Source organism: Gordonia liuliyuniae (genome assembly GCF_021738805.1).
In the GTDB taxonomy this organism is placed as follows: domain Bacteria; phylum Actinomycetota; class Actinomycetes; order Mycobacteriales; family Mycobacteriaceae; genus Gordonia; species Gordonia liuliyuniae.
This window is the reverse complement of sequence record NZ_JAKKOR010000001.1, coordinates 263106-276812: the sequence shown is the minus strand read 5'-3', so window position 1 is coordinate 276812 and position 13707 is coordinate 263106. Positions and strand designations below refer to the sequence as shown.

The window sequence follows — 13707 nt, the reverse complement described above, 5'->3', positions numbered from 1 at the left end:
TCGCCGCTCGCGCACCACGGGTCAGTGCAGTGGGATGTCGAGTTCGACGCGGGTGCCGCTCGCGCCGCGCACCGGCCCGATCTCGATACGCCCCCGCAGGTCGTTGGAGACGAGAGTCCGCACGATCTGCAGGCCGAGACGGTCCGACGCCGCGAGATCGAAGCCTTCGGGCAGGCCCTTGCCGTTGTCGGTGACGCGCACCTGAAGCGCGCGGACGTCCCGCACCGCGTCGACGACGATCAGCGCGCCCTGTTGTCCCGGCGAGAAGCCGTGCTCGATCGAATTCTGCAAGACCTCGGTCAACACCATCACCAGCGGCATGGCGAGATCCGCGGACAGCACGCCGAGGCGACTGTCGCGGCGGATCGCCACCCGTGACCCGCCACCGTCCGGCAACGTCACGTCCACCAGCGACGTCGCGACACGGTCGACGATCGCATCGAGGTCCACTTCCTCGTCGACGCTCCCCGACAGCATCTCGTGCACCAGCGCGATCGAGGAGACGCGACGCACAGCCTCGCCCAGGGCCTGCGTCGTCTCCGGGTTGCTTGACCGACGCGCCTGCAGACGCAGCAGCGCCGACACCGATTGCAGATTGTTCTTGACGCGATGATGGATCTCGCGGATCGTCGCGTCCTTGCTGATCAAGGCGAGGTCACGACGCTTCACCTCGGTGACGTCGCGGATCAACAGCACCGCCCCCCGCGATTGTCCGCGCGCGCGCAGCGGGACCGCACGGACCAGAACGTTGGCTCGGCGTGCATCGAGTTCCATGCGCAGGGCGAGATCAGGCCCGGGCAGTGCGGTGCCCACGGCCGACTCGATCATCGCGGCCGCATCGGCCGACTCGAACGGGTCGGTGAGCAGGCGCGCCACCAGGTCGGCGACGACCACACCCGAGAGATCGGTCGTCCACCCCATGCGGTGCACCGCCGACAGCGCGTTCGGGCTCGCGTACACGACGCGTCCGGCCGAGTCGACGCGGATGAATCCGTCACCCGCACGCGGTGTCGAAAGCCCTAGCGTGTTCGCCTCGTCGAGCGGGAACGTCCCCTCGACGACCATCTCGCACAATGTCTGGGCTGCGTCCCGGTATGCGGCCTCCAGCGGCGACGCGGGCCGGGTCTCCGAAGCGTCCCCGGCACGGCCGAGTACGGCGATCACCTGGCCGTCGAACGTCACCGGAACCGCGATCCGGTCGATGAGCAGATGCCCGAACCGCGTTGCGATCCCGTCCTGTTCGATACGACCGCTCGCCAACGCCGCCGTGATCAACGGGTTGGCGCCCTGCGGGCTCGCGGGCCGCGCCACGCGGTGACCGACCTCGTCCTGTTGGAAGACGGTCGACGCCGTGTTCGGTCGACACTGGGCGACGTAGACGAGGTTGCCGTCCTCACCGCTGACCGCGAGCAGGTAATCGGCGAACGAGAGGTCGGCCAGCAGCTGCCATTCGGCGACGAGACGCTGCAGATGCGCTGCGGCGGCGTCAGGCAGGCTGGTGTGTTCGGCGAGGAGATCGGAGAGGGTCGCCACGGGCCGCGCGCGTCAGACCCGGTACGTGGCGATGACGTCGCCCGCCTGGATGACGTCGCCCACCTTCACCTTGACGAGGCCGATCGTGCCGGGATCCTCGGCGAGCACCGGGATCTCCATCTTCATCGATTCCAACAGGACCAGGGTGTCGCCGACGGCGACCGGCTGGCCCTCGTCGACGGCGACCTCGAGGACGGTTGCGACGATTTCAGCGACGACGTCTTCAGGCATGGACTGATCGTAGCCGAGGCTGCGCGGCGTCCGGGCGCACCGCGCGATTAGCACAGTCCCGCCACGACGTGAAACAATGGCCGACGCACGTGCACACTGGAGAAGGAGGTCCGTCATGGGTAAGCGCGGACGTAAGAAGCGTAGCCGCAAGAAGAACGCAGCCAACCACGGCAAGCGTCCCAACGCCTGAGCGTGAATGCGGAAAACGGCCCGGTCCCCCTCGATGGGAGGACCGGGCCGTTCACGTTTCCCAGCCGCGTTTCGACCGCTACTGGTCGGCGCCGAACGTCCTCTGCTGGATGGTCACCGACCGACGGATCTCCACCCGGAGCCGTTCACGCAGCCCCTCGGGCGCCGCGTCACCGCCGCACTTGCGGCTGATGAGCGCCTTGAGCTGGCGCTGCACACCGTAGTGTTCCAGGCAGCTCGGGCATCCGTCGAGATGCCCCTGCAGCCGTTCGCGGGCACCGGCATCGCACTCGTTGTCGAGCAGCAGCCAGATGTCGGCGACGACCGCCGAACAGTCGAGGATCTCGAACTGCTCGTCGCGCTCGGGTACTCCCGCACTCATCGGACGGCCTCCCCGGTCCGGCCGATGCCGCGCTCCGCGGCCACGTCGGCGAGCAGGCCGCGCAGTTGGCGTCGTCCACGATGCAGTCGGGACATCACCGTTCCGATGGGGGTGTCCATGATCTCGGCGATCTCCTTGTAGGGCAGACCTTCGACGTCCGCGTAATACACGGCCATTCGGAAGTCTTCGGGCAGTTGAGCCAGGGCGTCCTTGATCTGCTGGTCGGGCAGCGCGTCGAGCGCCTCGATCTCAGCGGACCGCAGTCCCGTCGACGTGTGTTCGGCGGTCGCCGCGAGCTGCCAGTCGGTGATCTCCTCAGTCGGGTACTGCGCGGGCTGGCGCTGCTTCTTCCGATACGAGTTGATGTAGGTGTTGGTGAGGATGCGATACATCCACGCCTTCAGATTGGTTCCTTCACGGAACGACGAGAAGGCGGAGAACGCCTTCACGTACGTCTCCTGCACGAGGTCTTCCGCGTCGGCCGGGTTGCGCGTCATTCGCAGCGCACCGCCGTAGAGCTGGTCGAGCAACGGGAGCGCATCGCGCTCGAATCGCTCGGTGAGCTCGGCTTCCGTCTCCTCGTGGCCGCTCGATTCGGGCGGGACCTGGGTGTCCGACACGGAGTTCCCTTCACTTGACGCTGGTTCGGTCAAGTCTAGCGATTCCGGTGCGCCGTCTTCGTCCAACGGCCACCCGATCACCAGTTTCGGCTCGAGCAGACCCGCAGTCGCTGTGGTCACGGCGTCGTTCACCTCCCAGTCATTCTCGTGTATCCGGCGTTCTCGTGTATCCGGCGTTCTCGTCTACGAACCGGCTTTCCAGATCTTGCAACACCGGACCCGCCGATCTTGTTCCGTGCACACCGAACGTCTTCCGTGCCAGCATGTATCCCATGTGCGGACGCTACGCAGTGACCACCGATCCGGCACGGCTCGCCGCCGAGATCGACGCGCGAAACGAGGTGAGCGATTCCGACGCCGCCGAGAAGTTCGCAACCGGCAACTACAACGTCGCACCCACGAGCACCGTGATGACCGTCGTGCAGCGTCATGACTCCCACGAACCCGACAGCGACGCCGTCCGCCGGGTCCGGGCCATGCGGTGGGGGCTGGTGCCGTCGTGGACAAAGGAACTCGGCAAGGGGCCACTCCTGTTCAATGCGCGCGCCGAGTCGCTCGCCGAGAAGCCGGCGTTCCGCAACTCGTTGAAGAGCAAGCGGGCACTCGTCCCGATGGACGGCTGGTACGAGTGGAAGCCGGGACCGCCGGGACCGGGCGGGAAGCCGACGAAGGTCCCGTACTTCATGTCGCCCGAAGACGGCACCCGACTGTTCATGGGCGCGCTGTGGGCCGCGTGGCGCCCCGCGCAGGCACGGGCGGCGGGCGACGACACGGCGTGGGTGTCGAGCACGACGATCATCACGACGGACGCTGTCGGCGCCCTCACCGACATCCACCACCGGATGCCGCTGATCATGCCGTTGGAGCACTGGGACGCCTGGCTGGACCCGGATTCGCCCGTGGACCCTGCGCTGCTCGCGCCGCCCACGAACGACCTCGTCGACCGGATCACGATCCGCGAGGTGTCGCCGCTGGTGAATCGGGTCATGAACAACGGCCCCGAACTGCTCGACCCGCTCTAATCGTTCTGTCCACGGCGGCCGCCCGCGTGAGGCGGCCGATCTGCCCGGGACTCGAACCATGAGATGATGGCGCACATGAGTGACACCCGGCCCGGCCCCTTGCAGAAGATCGGCTATCTGCTGGGCCGCCCGCTCCCCGCATCCATGCGCGACTGGGTGCGCGAGGATCTCACCGGGCCCGGCCACGTACGCCGGTATCTGATCCGCGGACTCATCCCGGTGATCCCGCTGCTCGTCGCCTTCGCGTTCATTCCGGGGGAACTATGGATCCGCGGTGGCATGATGCTGCTGATCATCATCCCGTTCCTGTACTTCCAGATCGCGTTGATCCGCGTCTACCGGCGACATCTGCTGGTCAACAACGGCCTAGACGCGTCGCTCGTCGACGCCGTGAAGATCAAGCGCGCCGACGAGGTCGCCGAGGAGTATCGCAGCCGCTTCCGCTGATAAGGCGTCACGCGTAGGTGTAGTCATCGAGCGGGAACGAATCCATCTCACGCAGCGTCGACAGGGTCGACTGTGGGCGCAGGAGCGTCGCCTCACCGTGCTGGTTGAAGTAGTAGCTCCGCGACCGCGAGCAGTCGCCCGCATAGAACACCGAGTCACCCAGTCGTCGCGTCGCGTCGTCGAGGAACTTCTCGTTCGCCTCCGCCGTCACTTCGAATCGCGAGCGGCCGCGTCGCCGCAGCTCACCGAACAGCCTCGCCATGTGGCGCATCTGGCCCTCGATGGTGGTGAAGTACGACAGACCGCTGTACGAGTACGGACTGTTGAGGGTCAGGAAGTTCGGGAACTCGGGGACGGTGATCCCCTCGTACGCCTGGAATCTGCCCTCGCGCCACCACTTCCCCAGGTCGCGACCGTTCCGGCCGGTGATGGTGAACGCCGGAAAGTTCACGTCCCACAGGTTGAACCCGGTCGCCAGCACCAGAGTGTCGACCTCAACCTTGAGTTCGTCGCCGTCAGGCCCGTCGACGACGATCCCGTCGGGCTCCACCCGGACGATCGACGACGTCTGGAGGTCGACGTCGTCCCGGTTGAACGCTCGGAAGTAGCTGTTGCTGAACGTCGGGCGTTTGCAGCCGAAGTCGTACGACGGGGTCAACTGTCGGCGAGTCGCCGCGTCGCGGACCTGCGTACGCAGATGTGCCTTCGCCAGTAGCGCCGCCAGCTGGTTTCCCGGCTTGGCCTGCCGGTAGTGCAGGACACCGAAGACCATCAGCATCTCCAGCAGGGACGTGTTGACCGCTCGTGCCGCCCTCTGCGTGACGGGGACGGCCGCGAAGAGCTTGCGCACCGGGCGCGGGATCGGGAAGTCGACCTTGGGCACCACCCAGATCGGGGTGCGCTGGAACACCGTGAGTCGGCGGGCGGTCCGCGCGATCTCCGGGATCAGCTGCACGGCGGTGGCCCCGGTGCCGATCACCGCAGCCTTCTTACCGGTGAAGTCGTAGCCGTCGCGCCACGCGGTCGTGTGGATGATCTCGCCCGCGAACGAGTCGATCCCGGGAAAGTCCGGGGTGTACGGCTGGGACAGGAACCCGGTCGCGGTCACCAGGTATCGCGAGGTCAGCGCACGGCCGTCGTCGGTGCGGACCGTCCACACGTCCGCGTCATCGTCCCACGAGGCGCTCGCGACGACGACGCCGAACTCCATGTGCCGGCGCAGATCGTACTTGTCGGCGACGTGCTCGGCGTACTTCTTCAACTCTGCGCCGGGCGCGAACAGCCGCGACCACGACGGGTTCGGCTCGAAGGAGTACGAGTACGTGACGGACGCGATGTCGACGGCGAGCCCCGGGTAGTGGTTGACGTGCCAGGTGCCGCCCAGGTCGTCTTCGCGTTCGAGGATCGTGAGGCGTTCGACCCCTTGCCGTTTGAGTTCGATCGCGGCGCCCATGCCGCCGAAACCTGCCCCGACGATGATCGCCTCGAAATCGGTCGCGCGACTCATGTGCGTCCCCTCACCCAGTAGCTGTTACCTGGCGTCACAGGGTATCCCGCACGGGCTCGACTGACAAGGTCTCGGGCGACCGACAAGGTTCGGGCGACCGGGCGACCTCAGGGTTTGATGAGGTACTTGCCGCGCGGATGCCTACCGGACAGTGCCTCAAAGGCTCGCGCGGCGTCGCCGAGTGCGAACGTTCCCACGATGTCGACCGTGATCTGGCCGTCGGCGAGGGCATCGAGCAGCGGCGCCACGGCGGCTCTGCGGTGCGCGCGACTGTCTGCGCTCGATCCGTTCAACAGCACGATGCCGTCGTCCGCGCGACCCCAGGCTGCGATGCTGACGATCCGGTCGGCAGGAACCAACTGCAGGGATGCATCGATCGCGGCGTCGGTGCCTGCCGTGTCGATGACGGCGGTGACAGCGTCGGGCACGGCGTCGCGGGCCGCTTCCGCGATGTCGCCGCCATAGGAGATCGGCATCGCGCCCAGGTCGCGGAGATGGTCGTGGTTCGCCGACGACGCGGTGGCGACGACGCGCGCACCGCGGGCGACAGCGAGGGCGACGGCTACCGAACCGACCGCGCCGGAGCCGCCGTGCACGAGCACCGTGTCGTCGGCACCGAGGGCGAGCGTGACGACGGTGTCGTAGGCGGTGACGCCTGCGAGCAGAAGGCCCGCCGCGGCGTCGACGGACGCTCCCTCCGGAATGCGGTGCACGGCATCGGCGTCGGCGACGATACGTTCGGCGAACGCGCCGACCGCCGGATAAACGGCCACTCGGTCGCCGATGGAGTGGTCCGTTCCCGGTCCGGTCTCCACGACAGTTCCTGCTGCTTCCCCGCCGAGGGCCAACGGCAGAGCGGACGGGTTCGCGCTCATGTCCCCGGTGACGCGTTTGACGTCGAACGGGTTGAGGCCTGCTGCGGTGACTGCGACGACCACCTGGCCGTCACCTGCCGTCGGATCGGCTTCGTCGACGACGGAGAGGACGGAGGCCGGTGAGCCGTAGTCGGTTGCGACGAGTCTGCGTGTCATACGGACATCGTAGGTCTCGTCAGCTCTTCGCTTTGAAGATCGAGTAGGCGCCGACCACCGCGAGTGCGAACAGGCCGATCCAGAACACCGCCTTGACGATCGGCCCGATCAGCGAGACCACGACGAGGATCGCGATGACGATGGCGACGATCTTCCAGAACGACGTCCCGGACGAGGTACCCGTGTTGTTCTCTGTAAATGTGCTCATGCGTCCACCGTGCCACCGCCACCTGGGAAAAGCAGTAACCGGAAGCCGAAACCAGGGGAAGTTCAGGGTCCTCCCCCATCTGTCGGCCGCCCTTGCCTGTGCGCGCGGATGGGACCCTCGCGCGCCGACGCTCTCGCGGGAATACCCGCCCCGCCGCGGCTCGTTGCACTAGCCATGGCCGATAACACTGTTCCCACCATCACCCTGAACAACGGCGTGCAGATCCCCCAGCTCGGGTTCGGCACCTTCCAGATCCCGCCCGCGGACACGAAGGGTGCTGTGCTGACCGCGCTGGAGGCCGGTTACCGCCACATCGACACCGCGCAGATGTACGGCAACGAGAAGCAGGTCGGCGAGGCCGTCCGCGAGTCCGGCCTCGCTCGCGACGAGGTCTTCGTCACCAGCAAACTAAACAACAATCGCCACGATCCGGCCGATGCCGTCGCCGGAATCGCCGTGTCCATCGACGCCCTCGACCTGGGTCCCCTCGACCTGTATCTGATCCACTGGCCGCTCCCTGAGGTCGGCGACTACGTCCAGACGTGGCGGGCGCTGGAAGGCGAGTACGAGACGGGGAAGGCACGCGCAATCGGCGTCTCGAACTTCCAACAGACGCATCTGGAGCGGCTCTTCGCCGAGACCGCGATCGTCCCAGCCGTCAACCAGATCGAAGTCCACCCCTACTTCCCCCAGCCGTCGCTGCGCGCCTTCAACACCGCCAACGGCGTCGTCACCGAGGCGTGGGCGCCGATCGGGCAGGGCGCCGTCCTCGACGACGCAGTGCTCGCGGCAATCGGCGCCGAGGTCGGTCGCACCGTCGCCCAGGTGACCTTGCGCTGGCACATACAGCGCGGTGACATCATTTTCCCGAAGTCGTCGACGGCCGCCCGCGCAGCCGAGAACATCGCGCTCTTCGACTTCGAACTGTCCGACGAACAGATGTCACGCATCGACGCCCTCGACGCGAACCGACGTCTCGGCCCGAACCCCGACGAGTTCAACGTGGTGCCCGAGTAGGGGGCGGCCGAGTAAGGGGCGGCCGACTGGACCGCCCGCCCGCCGATTGACGCTGCCGCGACCGTCATACGATGGCCGCATGCGATTCTCTCGCCGCGCCGAGGCCGTTTCCCCGTTCTTCGCCATGGAGTTCGGCAGGCGTGCCGCCGAACTCGAGGCGGACGGACATCACGTGGTGAAGCTCAACATCGGCGAGCCGGACTTCGGGGCTCCGCCCGCGTTCCTGGCAGCCGTTCGCGAGCTGAGCGACGGCCGACCGCTCGCGTACACGGGCGCGTTGGGTCTCCCCGACCTCCGGGCGGCGATCGCACGCTTCTCCGGCGAGCATTTCGGCGCACCGGTCGACCCGAGTCGAGTGGTCGTCACGACGGGAGCCTCCGCCGCCCTCCTGCTAGCGTGTGCGGCGCTCATCGATCCGGGTGACGAGGTCCTGGTCGGCGATCCGTCATATCCGTGCAACCGGCGGTTCGCGGAGAGCTTCGGGGCCGACGTCCGACTCCTGGCGACCGATCCGACGTCTCGTTTCCAACTCGACGCGGCGACCGTCGAACGGGCGTGGTCGGAGTCGACTCGCGGCGTTATGGTCGCGTCGCCGTCGAACCCGACGGGCACTTCGCTCGCATACGACGAACTCGTCGACCTGTGCGCGCTGGCCCGGGAACGGGACGGCTGGCGGATCGTCGACGAGATCTACCTCGGCCTGGCCGACGGTGAACGCCGCAGCGTCGCCGCGGACGACCCGGGCGCGATCGTCGTCAACAGTTTCTCCAAGTGTTTCGGGATGACCGGCTGGCGTCTCGGGTGGGCGATCGTGCCAGACGAGATGGTGCCGGTCGCCGAACGGCTCGCCCAGAACTATTACATCTGTCCGCCTACTCCCGCCCAGTTCGCAGCGTTGACGTGCTTCGAGCCGGAGACGATCGCCGTCGCCGAGGAGCGCCGGGCGACGCTCCGTGATCGGCGCGCACTGGTGACCGACGGCCTCGCCCGCATCGGGCTTGAGGTCCCCGTGCCGCCCGACGGTGCGTTCTACGTCTACGTCGATGTCAACGCGACCGGCCTGTCCGCCACCGATTTCTGCGACCGCGCACTGGCGGACGCCCACGTCGCCCTCACCCCTGGCAAAGACTTCGGGGCCGTCGGGGCCGAACAGTACGTCCGACTGTCGTATGCGGCGTCGTCAGCGGAGCTCTCGCTCGGCATCGAGCGTCTGGGCGCGTTCGTCGCCGCGTTGTAATCAGCGTTGCGGCAACCGCGTCAGGAAGTCGCCCTGCGCCGCGTTGAGTTTGTCTGCGGCCGCGGCGAGCGTGAACCACCCGGCCCGATCGACTTCCGGAAACGTCTGCGTCCGACCGGATTTCGGCGGCCACACGAGTTCGAAGGTGTTGCTGACGATCGCCTGCGCATCCACGTCGCCTTCAACGGCGAACGCCCGGACACATTTGCCACTCTTGAGCCGGACTTCCCCGAGGTCGTGGGGGTCGCCGTCGGGCACGTCGTGGCCGGTTTCCTCGACGAACTCGCGTCGCGCGGCGTCGAGCAGGTCCTCGTCGGGGTCGACGAGGCCTTTCGGAACCGACCAGGCGCCGTGATCTTTACGCGAGAAGAACGGCCCGCCGGGGTGGACGAGAAATACCTCGAGCGCGTCAGAGGTTCTGCGGTACAGCAGGATTCCGGCGCTGAGCTCAGGCATCGTCGTCCTTGCCCGCCAGCACCTTCAGCGCCGTCTCGCACCAAGCGATGTTCTCGCGTTCGAAACTCAGCCCGCGCTGCAGCGCGAGGTAGGGCCCGGCCACTCGACTGTCCGCGTAGACCGCGTCGTCGTCCCGGCCGGCCCGGTAGGTCGTCTCGAGGCGTTCGTAGTGCGCGAGTTTTCGGCGCGCTGCTTCCATCCGATCGCGGACGGTCATGCGCACCGCGTCTCGATCGCCGACCGACACGCTCTGCACCATCACCATCAACTCGTCTCGGATGGCGGTGGGTTTCGCACCGGACCGCGAATTGGCGGTGAGTTCGGCGCGCCCCGCGTCGGTGAGACTCACCATCCGTTTGTCCGGCCGCGCGCTCTGCCTCACGACGCGAACCGACACCAGACCCGCGGTCTCCATGCCGTCGAGCTCCCGGTAGATCTGCTGCGGCGTCGCCACCCAGAACGTGGCGCGCGCCGGATCGAATTCCTTCGCCAGGTCGTACCCCGACGCCTCGCCCACGGTGAGGAGCGAAGCGAGGAGCGCGTGCCTAAGAGCCATCACCCCACCTTAGTCAAGCAGCCCTAGACAACTCGACGGTCGCTGACGCATACTCTCCATACTCAACTTTTTGACTAAGGAGATGTCATGCGCGCATTCCGCCAAGCCGTCGAGGCCCGAGACGAGAGCGCCATCGAGGCACTACTCGCCGACGACATCCGTTTCACGAGCCCGGTCGCCTTCCAGCCGTACCTCGGCCGCCACATCACGGCCGCGATCCTGCGCGGCGTGATGCGGGTGATGGGCGACGGCTTCCGCTACGTCGGCGAGTACACCAGCGAGGACGGCCGGGACCACGCGCTGCGATTCGAGACGACCATCGACGGAAAAACTCTCACCGGCTGCGACTTCATTCACGTGAACGCCGACGGCGAGATCGACGACTTCGTGGTCATGGTCCGCCCGCTGTCCGCCGCGCAGGCTCTCGCCGCGGCGATGGGCGCCGAGTTCGATCGCATCGGAGCCGAGGCAACCGAGGCCGCCGCAAAGGAGGCGTGAACGCTCCCCCGTCTCCCGCCCCCGAACGCCGAGCGCGCCGTTACCCTGGGCCCATGGAGATCCTGACGAGCCGCACCCTGCTGACCTCGACCGACCCGCAGGCCCTCACCGCGTTCTACCGCGACGTACTCGGCCTGGCGATCGCACGTGAGTACCCCGGCGGCACGGTGTTCCACGCCGGCGCCGGTCTCATCGAGATCCCCGCGCACATGCCGGCGCACGACGGAACCGGCGACGTGCTCTGGTTACAGGTCCGCGACGTCGCCGCGGCACGCGACGACCTCGTCGGCGCCGACGTCCCGATCGTCGCCGAACCGGAGACCAAGCCGTGGGGACTGATCGAGATGACCGTCCACGACCCGGACGGCCGGTCACTGATCCTCGTGCAGATCCCCGCCGACCATCCACTGCGCCGCGACCTGCGATAGCCCGCATGAAAGACTGAGACGCATGGTCACCTGGTCGTCCCCGTCTGTCAACGCCCCCGTCGACGCCGTCGTCGACCTTCCCGGCTCCAAGTCGATCACCAACCGGGCGCTGATCCTCGCGGCACTGGCCGACGGACCGTCGCGCGTCACCGGGACGCTGCGCAGCCGCGACACCGATCTGATGATCGACGCGCTCGTCGCCATGGGTGTCGCGATCACGCCCGCCATCGATGATCCGACGATCGTCGACGTGACGCCCGCACCCCTGCACGGCGCCCGCGTCGACTGCGGCCTGGCAGGCACGGTCATGCGTTTCCTGCCCGCGGTCGGTGCGTTGGCCACCGGCGACGTCGAGTTCGACGGCGACGAACAGGCACGCAGCCGCCCGCTCCACACCGTTCTCGACGCCCTGCGCGACCTCGGCGCAGCGATCGACGGGTCGAGTCTCCCGTTCACCGTCCGCGGCACGGGCGCGCTCACCGGCGGAGCGGTGACGCTCGACGCGTCGGCGTCGTCGCAGTTCGTCTCCGGCCTCCTGCTGTCGGCTGCCCGCTTCACCGACGGGATCGCCATCACCCACGACGGTCCGCCCGTCCCGTCGATGCCGCACATCGAGATGACGATCGCGATGCTCCGCGACGCGGGCGTCACCGTCACGAGCAGCGCGGACCATTCCGGCGCGGTCGGATCGTGGGCCGTCGCCCCCGGACCGATCCGCGCCGTCGACGCGGCGATCGAGCCCGATCTGTCGAACGCCGCAGCGTTCCTCGCGGCCGCTGCCGCGACCGGCGGACGCGTCGGCGTGCCCCGCTGGCCCGCCACCACTACCCAGCCGGGCGCAGAGATCGTATCGATCCTTGAGCAGATGGGCGCTGCGGTGGACAGGTCCGACGACGGACTCCTCACCGTCTCGGGCCCGGAACGACTGAACTCCATCGACGTCGACCTGCACGAAGTCGGTGAGCTCACACCGACGGTCGCGGCGCTCGCCGCACTCGCCGACGGAACGTCGACCCTGCGCGGCATCGCGCACCTGCGTGGCCACGAGACCGACCGACTCACCGCCCTCTCCACCGAGATCAACCGGCTCGGCGGAGACGTGACCGAAACCGCCGACGGCCTCGTCGTGGTCGGCGCACCGCTGCACGCGGGCGTCTGGCGCACCTACGCCGACCACCGGATGGCGACGGCGGGTTCGCTGCTGGGGCTTGTGGTCCCCGGTGTCGAGATCGAGAACGTCGAGACCACGTCGAAGACGCTCCCCGACTTCGTGGCGATGTGGGAGACCATGGCCGGGTCCGCGTTGTGAGCCGCCGCGCGCGGACGTACGACGAGTCGGATGTACGCATCCGGCCGAGTAAAGGCAGCCGTCCGCGCACCAAGACCCGACCCGCGCACGCCGACGCCGAGACGGCGATGGTCGTCTCCGTCGACCGCGGCCGTTGGGGATGTGTCCTCGACGACGATCCGGACCGCCGCATCGTCACGATGCGCGCGAGAGAACTCGGCCGCACCCCGGTAGTCGTCGGCGACCAAGTCGGCGTCGTCGGCGACCTGTCCGGGCGAACCGACACCCTCGCGCGCATCGTCCGCGTCGAAGACCGGAAGACGGTGCTGCGGCGCACCGCCGACGACACCGACCCGTACGAGCGGATCGTCGTCGCGAACGCCGACCAACTGCTCATCGTCACCGCGCTCGCCGATCCGCCGCCGCGCACCGGCTTCGTCGAACGTGCGCTCGCCGCCGCCTATGCGGGCGGTCTCGCGCCCATCCTGTGCTTGACGAAATCGGATCTCGCCGACCCGGACGAGTTCGTCGCCCAATTCGCCGACCTGGACCTACGTGTGGTGGTCGCCGGACGCGACGACTCCGTCGACGAACTGCGCGAGATCCTCGAGCACCGACTGACCGCACTCATCGGCCACTCCGGAGTCGGCAAGTCCACCCTGGTCAACCGACTCGTCCCCGACGCCGACCGGGCCACCGGCATCGTCTCCGGCGTCGGCAAAGGGCGCCACACGTCGACGCAGTCCGTCGTACTGCCGCTCCCGGAGGTCGGTGGCAGGCGCGGCTGGGTGGTCGACACCCCGGGAATCCGATCGTTCGGTCTCGCGCACGTCACCCCGGACGAGATCATCGATGCCTTCGACGACCTGCGCGACGCCATCACCGACTGTCCTCGCGGCTGCACGCACCTGGGGCCGCCCGCCGACCCGGAATGCGCCCTCGACTCACTCGACGGTGCGTCGCACCGTCGTGCGATGGCTGTGCGGGAACTGCTGCGCTCGGTGACGGCGACAGTCGGCGACGAACCCCAGGCGCAGGGTGACGCACCATGAGGTCC

General features: G+C 67.9%; 18 protein-coding genes. 9 read left to right on the top strand and 9 right to left on the bottom strand.

Annotated features, from left to right (window positions below; all coding sequences use genetic code 11):
• Positions 1-21: 21 nt before the first annotated feature.
• On the bottom strand, positions 22-1533 hold the full coding sequence (locus L5G33_RS01220) for a sensor histidine kinase (protein WP_236996315.1): 1512 nt from the start codon (positions 1531-1533) through the stop codon (positions 22-24).
• A 12-nt stretch (positions 1534-1545) separates the two neighbouring features.
• Positions 1546-1764 (bottom strand): biotin/lipoyl-binding carrier protein, encoded by a 219-nt coding sequence (locus L5G33_RS01215; RefSeq protein ID WP_236996314.1) that lies wholly within the window; start codon positions 1762-1764, stop codon positions 1546-1548.
• A gap of 115 nt (positions 1765-1879) precedes the next feature.
• Between L5G33_RS01215 and L5G33_RS19475 the strand changes: the two genes are divergently transcribed.
• The gene (locus tag L5G33_RS19475) at positions 1880-1954 is read left to right on the top strand and encodes a 50S ribosomal protein bL37 (protein ID WP_371865352.1); all 75 of its coding nucleotides are present in this window, start codon (positions 1880-1882) and stop codon (positions 1952-1954) included.
• Positions 1955-2032: 78 nt separating this feature from the next.
• Here the strand turns inward: L5G33_RS19475 and rsrA are convergent, their stop codons facing one another.
• Together rsrA and L5G33_RS01205 are read right to left on the bottom strand one after the other, a co-directional pair.
• Positions 2033-2335: a mycothiol system anti-sigma-R factor gene (gene rsrA, locus L5G33_RS01210; protein WP_236996313.1), complete on the bottom strand. Its 303-nt coding sequence runs from the start codon at positions 2333-2335 to the stop codon at positions 2033-2035.
• The gene (locus L5G33_RS01205; RefSeq protein WP_372476847.1) at positions 2332-3039 is read right to left on the bottom strand and encodes a sigma-70 family RNA polymerase sigma factor; all 708 of its coding nucleotides are present in this window, start codon (positions 3037-3039) and stop codon (positions 2332-2334) included. The genes rsrA and L5G33_RS01205 overlap by 4 nt, the downstream gene beginning before the upstream one ends.
• 188 nt (positions 3040-3227) lie before the next feature.
• Between L5G33_RS01205 and L5G33_RS01200 the strand changes: the two genes are divergently transcribed.
• Entirely contained in the window at positions 3228-3977 is a 750-nt protein-coding gene (locus tag L5G33_RS01200; RefSeq protein ID WP_236996312.1) for an SOS response-associated peptidase, read from the top strand.
• 75 nt (positions 3978-4052) lie between these two features.
• Positions 4053-4424 (top strand): DUF5313 family protein, encoded by a 372-nt coding sequence (locus tag L5G33_RS01195; protein WP_236996311.1) that lies wholly within the window; start codon positions 4053-4055, stop codon positions 4422-4424.
• A 7-nt stretch (positions 4425-4431) separates the two neighbouring features.
• On the opposite strand, the gene L5G33_RS01190 is transcribed toward L5G33_RS01195, so the two are convergent.
• The 3 genes from L5G33_RS01190 to L5G33_RS01180 form a co-directional block, all read right to left on the bottom strand.
• On the bottom strand, positions 4432-5931 hold the full coding sequence (locus L5G33_RS01190) for a flavin-containing monooxygenase (RefSeq protein WP_236996310.1): 1500 nt from the start codon (positions 5929-5931) through the stop codon (positions 4432-4434).
• A 107-nt stretch (positions 5932-6038) separates the two neighbouring features.
• Positions 6039-6962 carry a quinone oxidoreductase family protein gene (locus L5G33_RS01185; RefSeq protein ID WP_236996309.1) on the bottom strand — a complete coding sequence of 308 codons (924 nt, stop codon included), beginning with the start codon at positions 6960-6962 and terminating at the stop codon, positions 6039-6041.
• Positions 6963-6981: 19 nt separating this feature from the next.
• Positions 6982-7170 carry a hypothetical protein gene (locus L5G33_RS01180; protein ID WP_236996308.1) on the bottom strand — a complete coding sequence of 63 codons (189 nt, stop codon included), beginning with the start codon at positions 7168-7170 and terminating at the stop codon, positions 6982-6984.
• 174 nt (positions 7171-7344) lie between these two features.
• Between L5G33_RS01180 and L5G33_RS01175 the strand changes: the two genes are divergently transcribed.
• Both L5G33_RS01175 and L5G33_RS01170 read left to right on the top strand, forming a co-directional pair.
• Positions 7345-8187 (top strand): aldo/keto reductase, encoded by an 843-nt coding sequence (locus tag L5G33_RS01175; RefSeq protein WP_236996307.1) that lies wholly within the window; start codon positions 7345-7347, stop codon positions 8185-8187.
• Between the two features lie 79 nt (positions 8188-8266).
• Complete coding sequence (locus L5G33_RS01170) at positions 8267-9424, top strand: aminotransferase class I/II-fold pyridoxal phosphate-dependent enzyme (RefSeq protein WP_236996306.1); 1158 nt, start codon at positions 8267-8269, stop codon at positions 9422-9424.
• Here the strand turns inward: L5G33_RS01170 and L5G33_RS01165 are convergent, their stop codons facing one another.
• On the bottom strand, positions 9425-9880 hold the full coding sequence (locus L5G33_RS01165) for an NUDIX hydrolase (RefSeq protein WP_236996305.1): 456 nt from the start codon (positions 9878-9880) through the stop codon (positions 9425-9427).
• Complete coding sequence (locus tag L5G33_RS01160) at positions 9873-10436, bottom strand: PadR family transcriptional regulator (RefSeq protein WP_236996304.1); 564 nt, start codon at positions 10434-10436, stop codon at positions 9873-9875. The genes L5G33_RS01165 and L5G33_RS01160 overlap by 8 nt, the downstream gene beginning before the upstream one ends.
• Positions 10437-10523: 87 nt before the next feature.
• On the opposite strand from L5G33_RS01160, the gene L5G33_RS01155 reads away from it, so the two are divergent.
• Genes L5G33_RS01155 through rsgA form a run of 4 tightly spaced genes read left to right on the top strand, consistent with a single transcriptional unit; the run spans position 10524 to position 13702 of the window.
• Positions 10524-10934, top strand: coding sequence for a nuclear transport factor 2 family protein (locus L5G33_RS01155; RefSeq protein WP_236996303.1), 411 nt, complete (start codon positions 10524-10526; stop codon positions 10932-10934).
• 53 nt (positions 10935-10987) lie between these two features.
• A complete protein-coding gene (locus L5G33_RS01150; RefSeq protein WP_236996302.1) occupies positions 10988-11362 on the top strand; it encodes a VOC family protein in 375 nt (124 codons plus the stop codon).
• Between the two features lie 22 nt (positions 11363-11384).
• Positions 11385-12671, top strand: coding sequence for a 3-phosphoshikimate 1-carboxyvinyltransferase (gene aroA, locus L5G33_RS01145; RefSeq protein WP_236996301.1), 1287 nt, complete (start codon positions 11385-11387; stop codon positions 12669-12671).
• The gene (gene rsgA / locus L5G33_RS01140) at positions 12668-13702 is read left to right on the top strand and encodes a ribosome small subunit-dependent GTPase A (protein ID WP_236996300.1); all 1035 of its coding nucleotides are present in this window, start codon (positions 12668-12670) and stop codon (positions 13700-13702) included. The genes aroA and rsgA overlap by 4 nt, the downstream gene beginning before the upstream one ends.
• Positions 13703-13707: the final 5 nt, after the last annotated feature.

Bases quoted from the DNA above. Each gene is read 5' to 3' on its own strand.
- L5G33_RS01215 (WP_236996314.1), bottom strand. From the start codon at position 1,764: ATGCCTGAAGACGTCGTCGCTGAAATCGTCGCAACCGTCCTCGAGGTC.
- rsrA (WP_236996313.1), bottom strand. From the start codon at position 2,335: ATGAGTGCGGGAGTACCCGAGCGCGACGAGCAGTTCGAGATCCTCGAC.
- L5G33_RS01200 (WP_236996312.1), top strand. From the start codon at position 3,228: ATGTGCGGACGCTACGCAGTGACCACCGATCCGGCACGGCTCGCCGCC.
- L5G33_RS01195 (WP_236996311.1), top strand. From the start codon at position 4,053: ATGAGTGACACCCGGCCCGGCCCCTTGCAGAAGATCGGCTATCTGCTG.
- L5G33_RS01190 (WP_236996310.1), bottom strand. From the start codon at position 5,931: ATGAGTCGCGCGACCGATTTCGAGGCGATCATCGTCGGGGCAGGTTTC.
- L5G33_RS01185 (WP_236996309.1), bottom strand. From the start codon at position 6,962: ATGACACGCAGACTCGTCGCAACCGACTACGGCTCACCGGCCTCCGTC.
- L5G33_RS01180 (WP_236996308.1), bottom strand. From the start codon at position 7,170: ATGAGCACATTTACAGAGAACAACACGGGTACCTCGTCCGGGACGTCG.
- L5G33_RS01175 (WP_236996307.1), top strand. From the start codon at position 7,345: ATGGCCGATAACACTGTTCCCACCATCACCCTGAACAACGGCGTGCAG.
- L5G33_RS01170 (WP_236996306.1), top strand. From the start codon at position 8,267: ATGCGATTCTCTCGCCGCGCCGAGGCCGTTTCCCCGTTCTTCGCCATG.
- L5G33_RS01165 (WP_236996305.1), bottom strand. From the start codon at position 9,880: ATGCCTGAGCTCAGCGCCGGAATCCTGCTGTACCGCAGAACCTCTGAC.
- L5G33_RS01160 (WP_236996304.1), bottom strand. From the start codon at position 10,436: ATGGCTCTTAGGCACGCGCTCCTCGCTTCGCTCCTCACCGTGGGCGAG.
- L5G33_RS01155 (WP_236996303.1), top strand. From the start codon at position 10,524: ATGCGCGCATTCCGCCAAGCCGTCGAGGCCCGAGACGAGAGCGCCATC.
- L5G33_RS01150 (WP_236996302.1), top strand. From the start codon at position 10,988: ATGGAGATCCTGACGAGCCGCACCCTGCTGACCTCGACCGACCCGCAG.
- aroA (WP_236996301.1), top strand. From the start codon at position 11,385: ATGGTCACCTGGTCGTCCCCGTCTGTCAACGCCCCCGTCGACGCCGTC.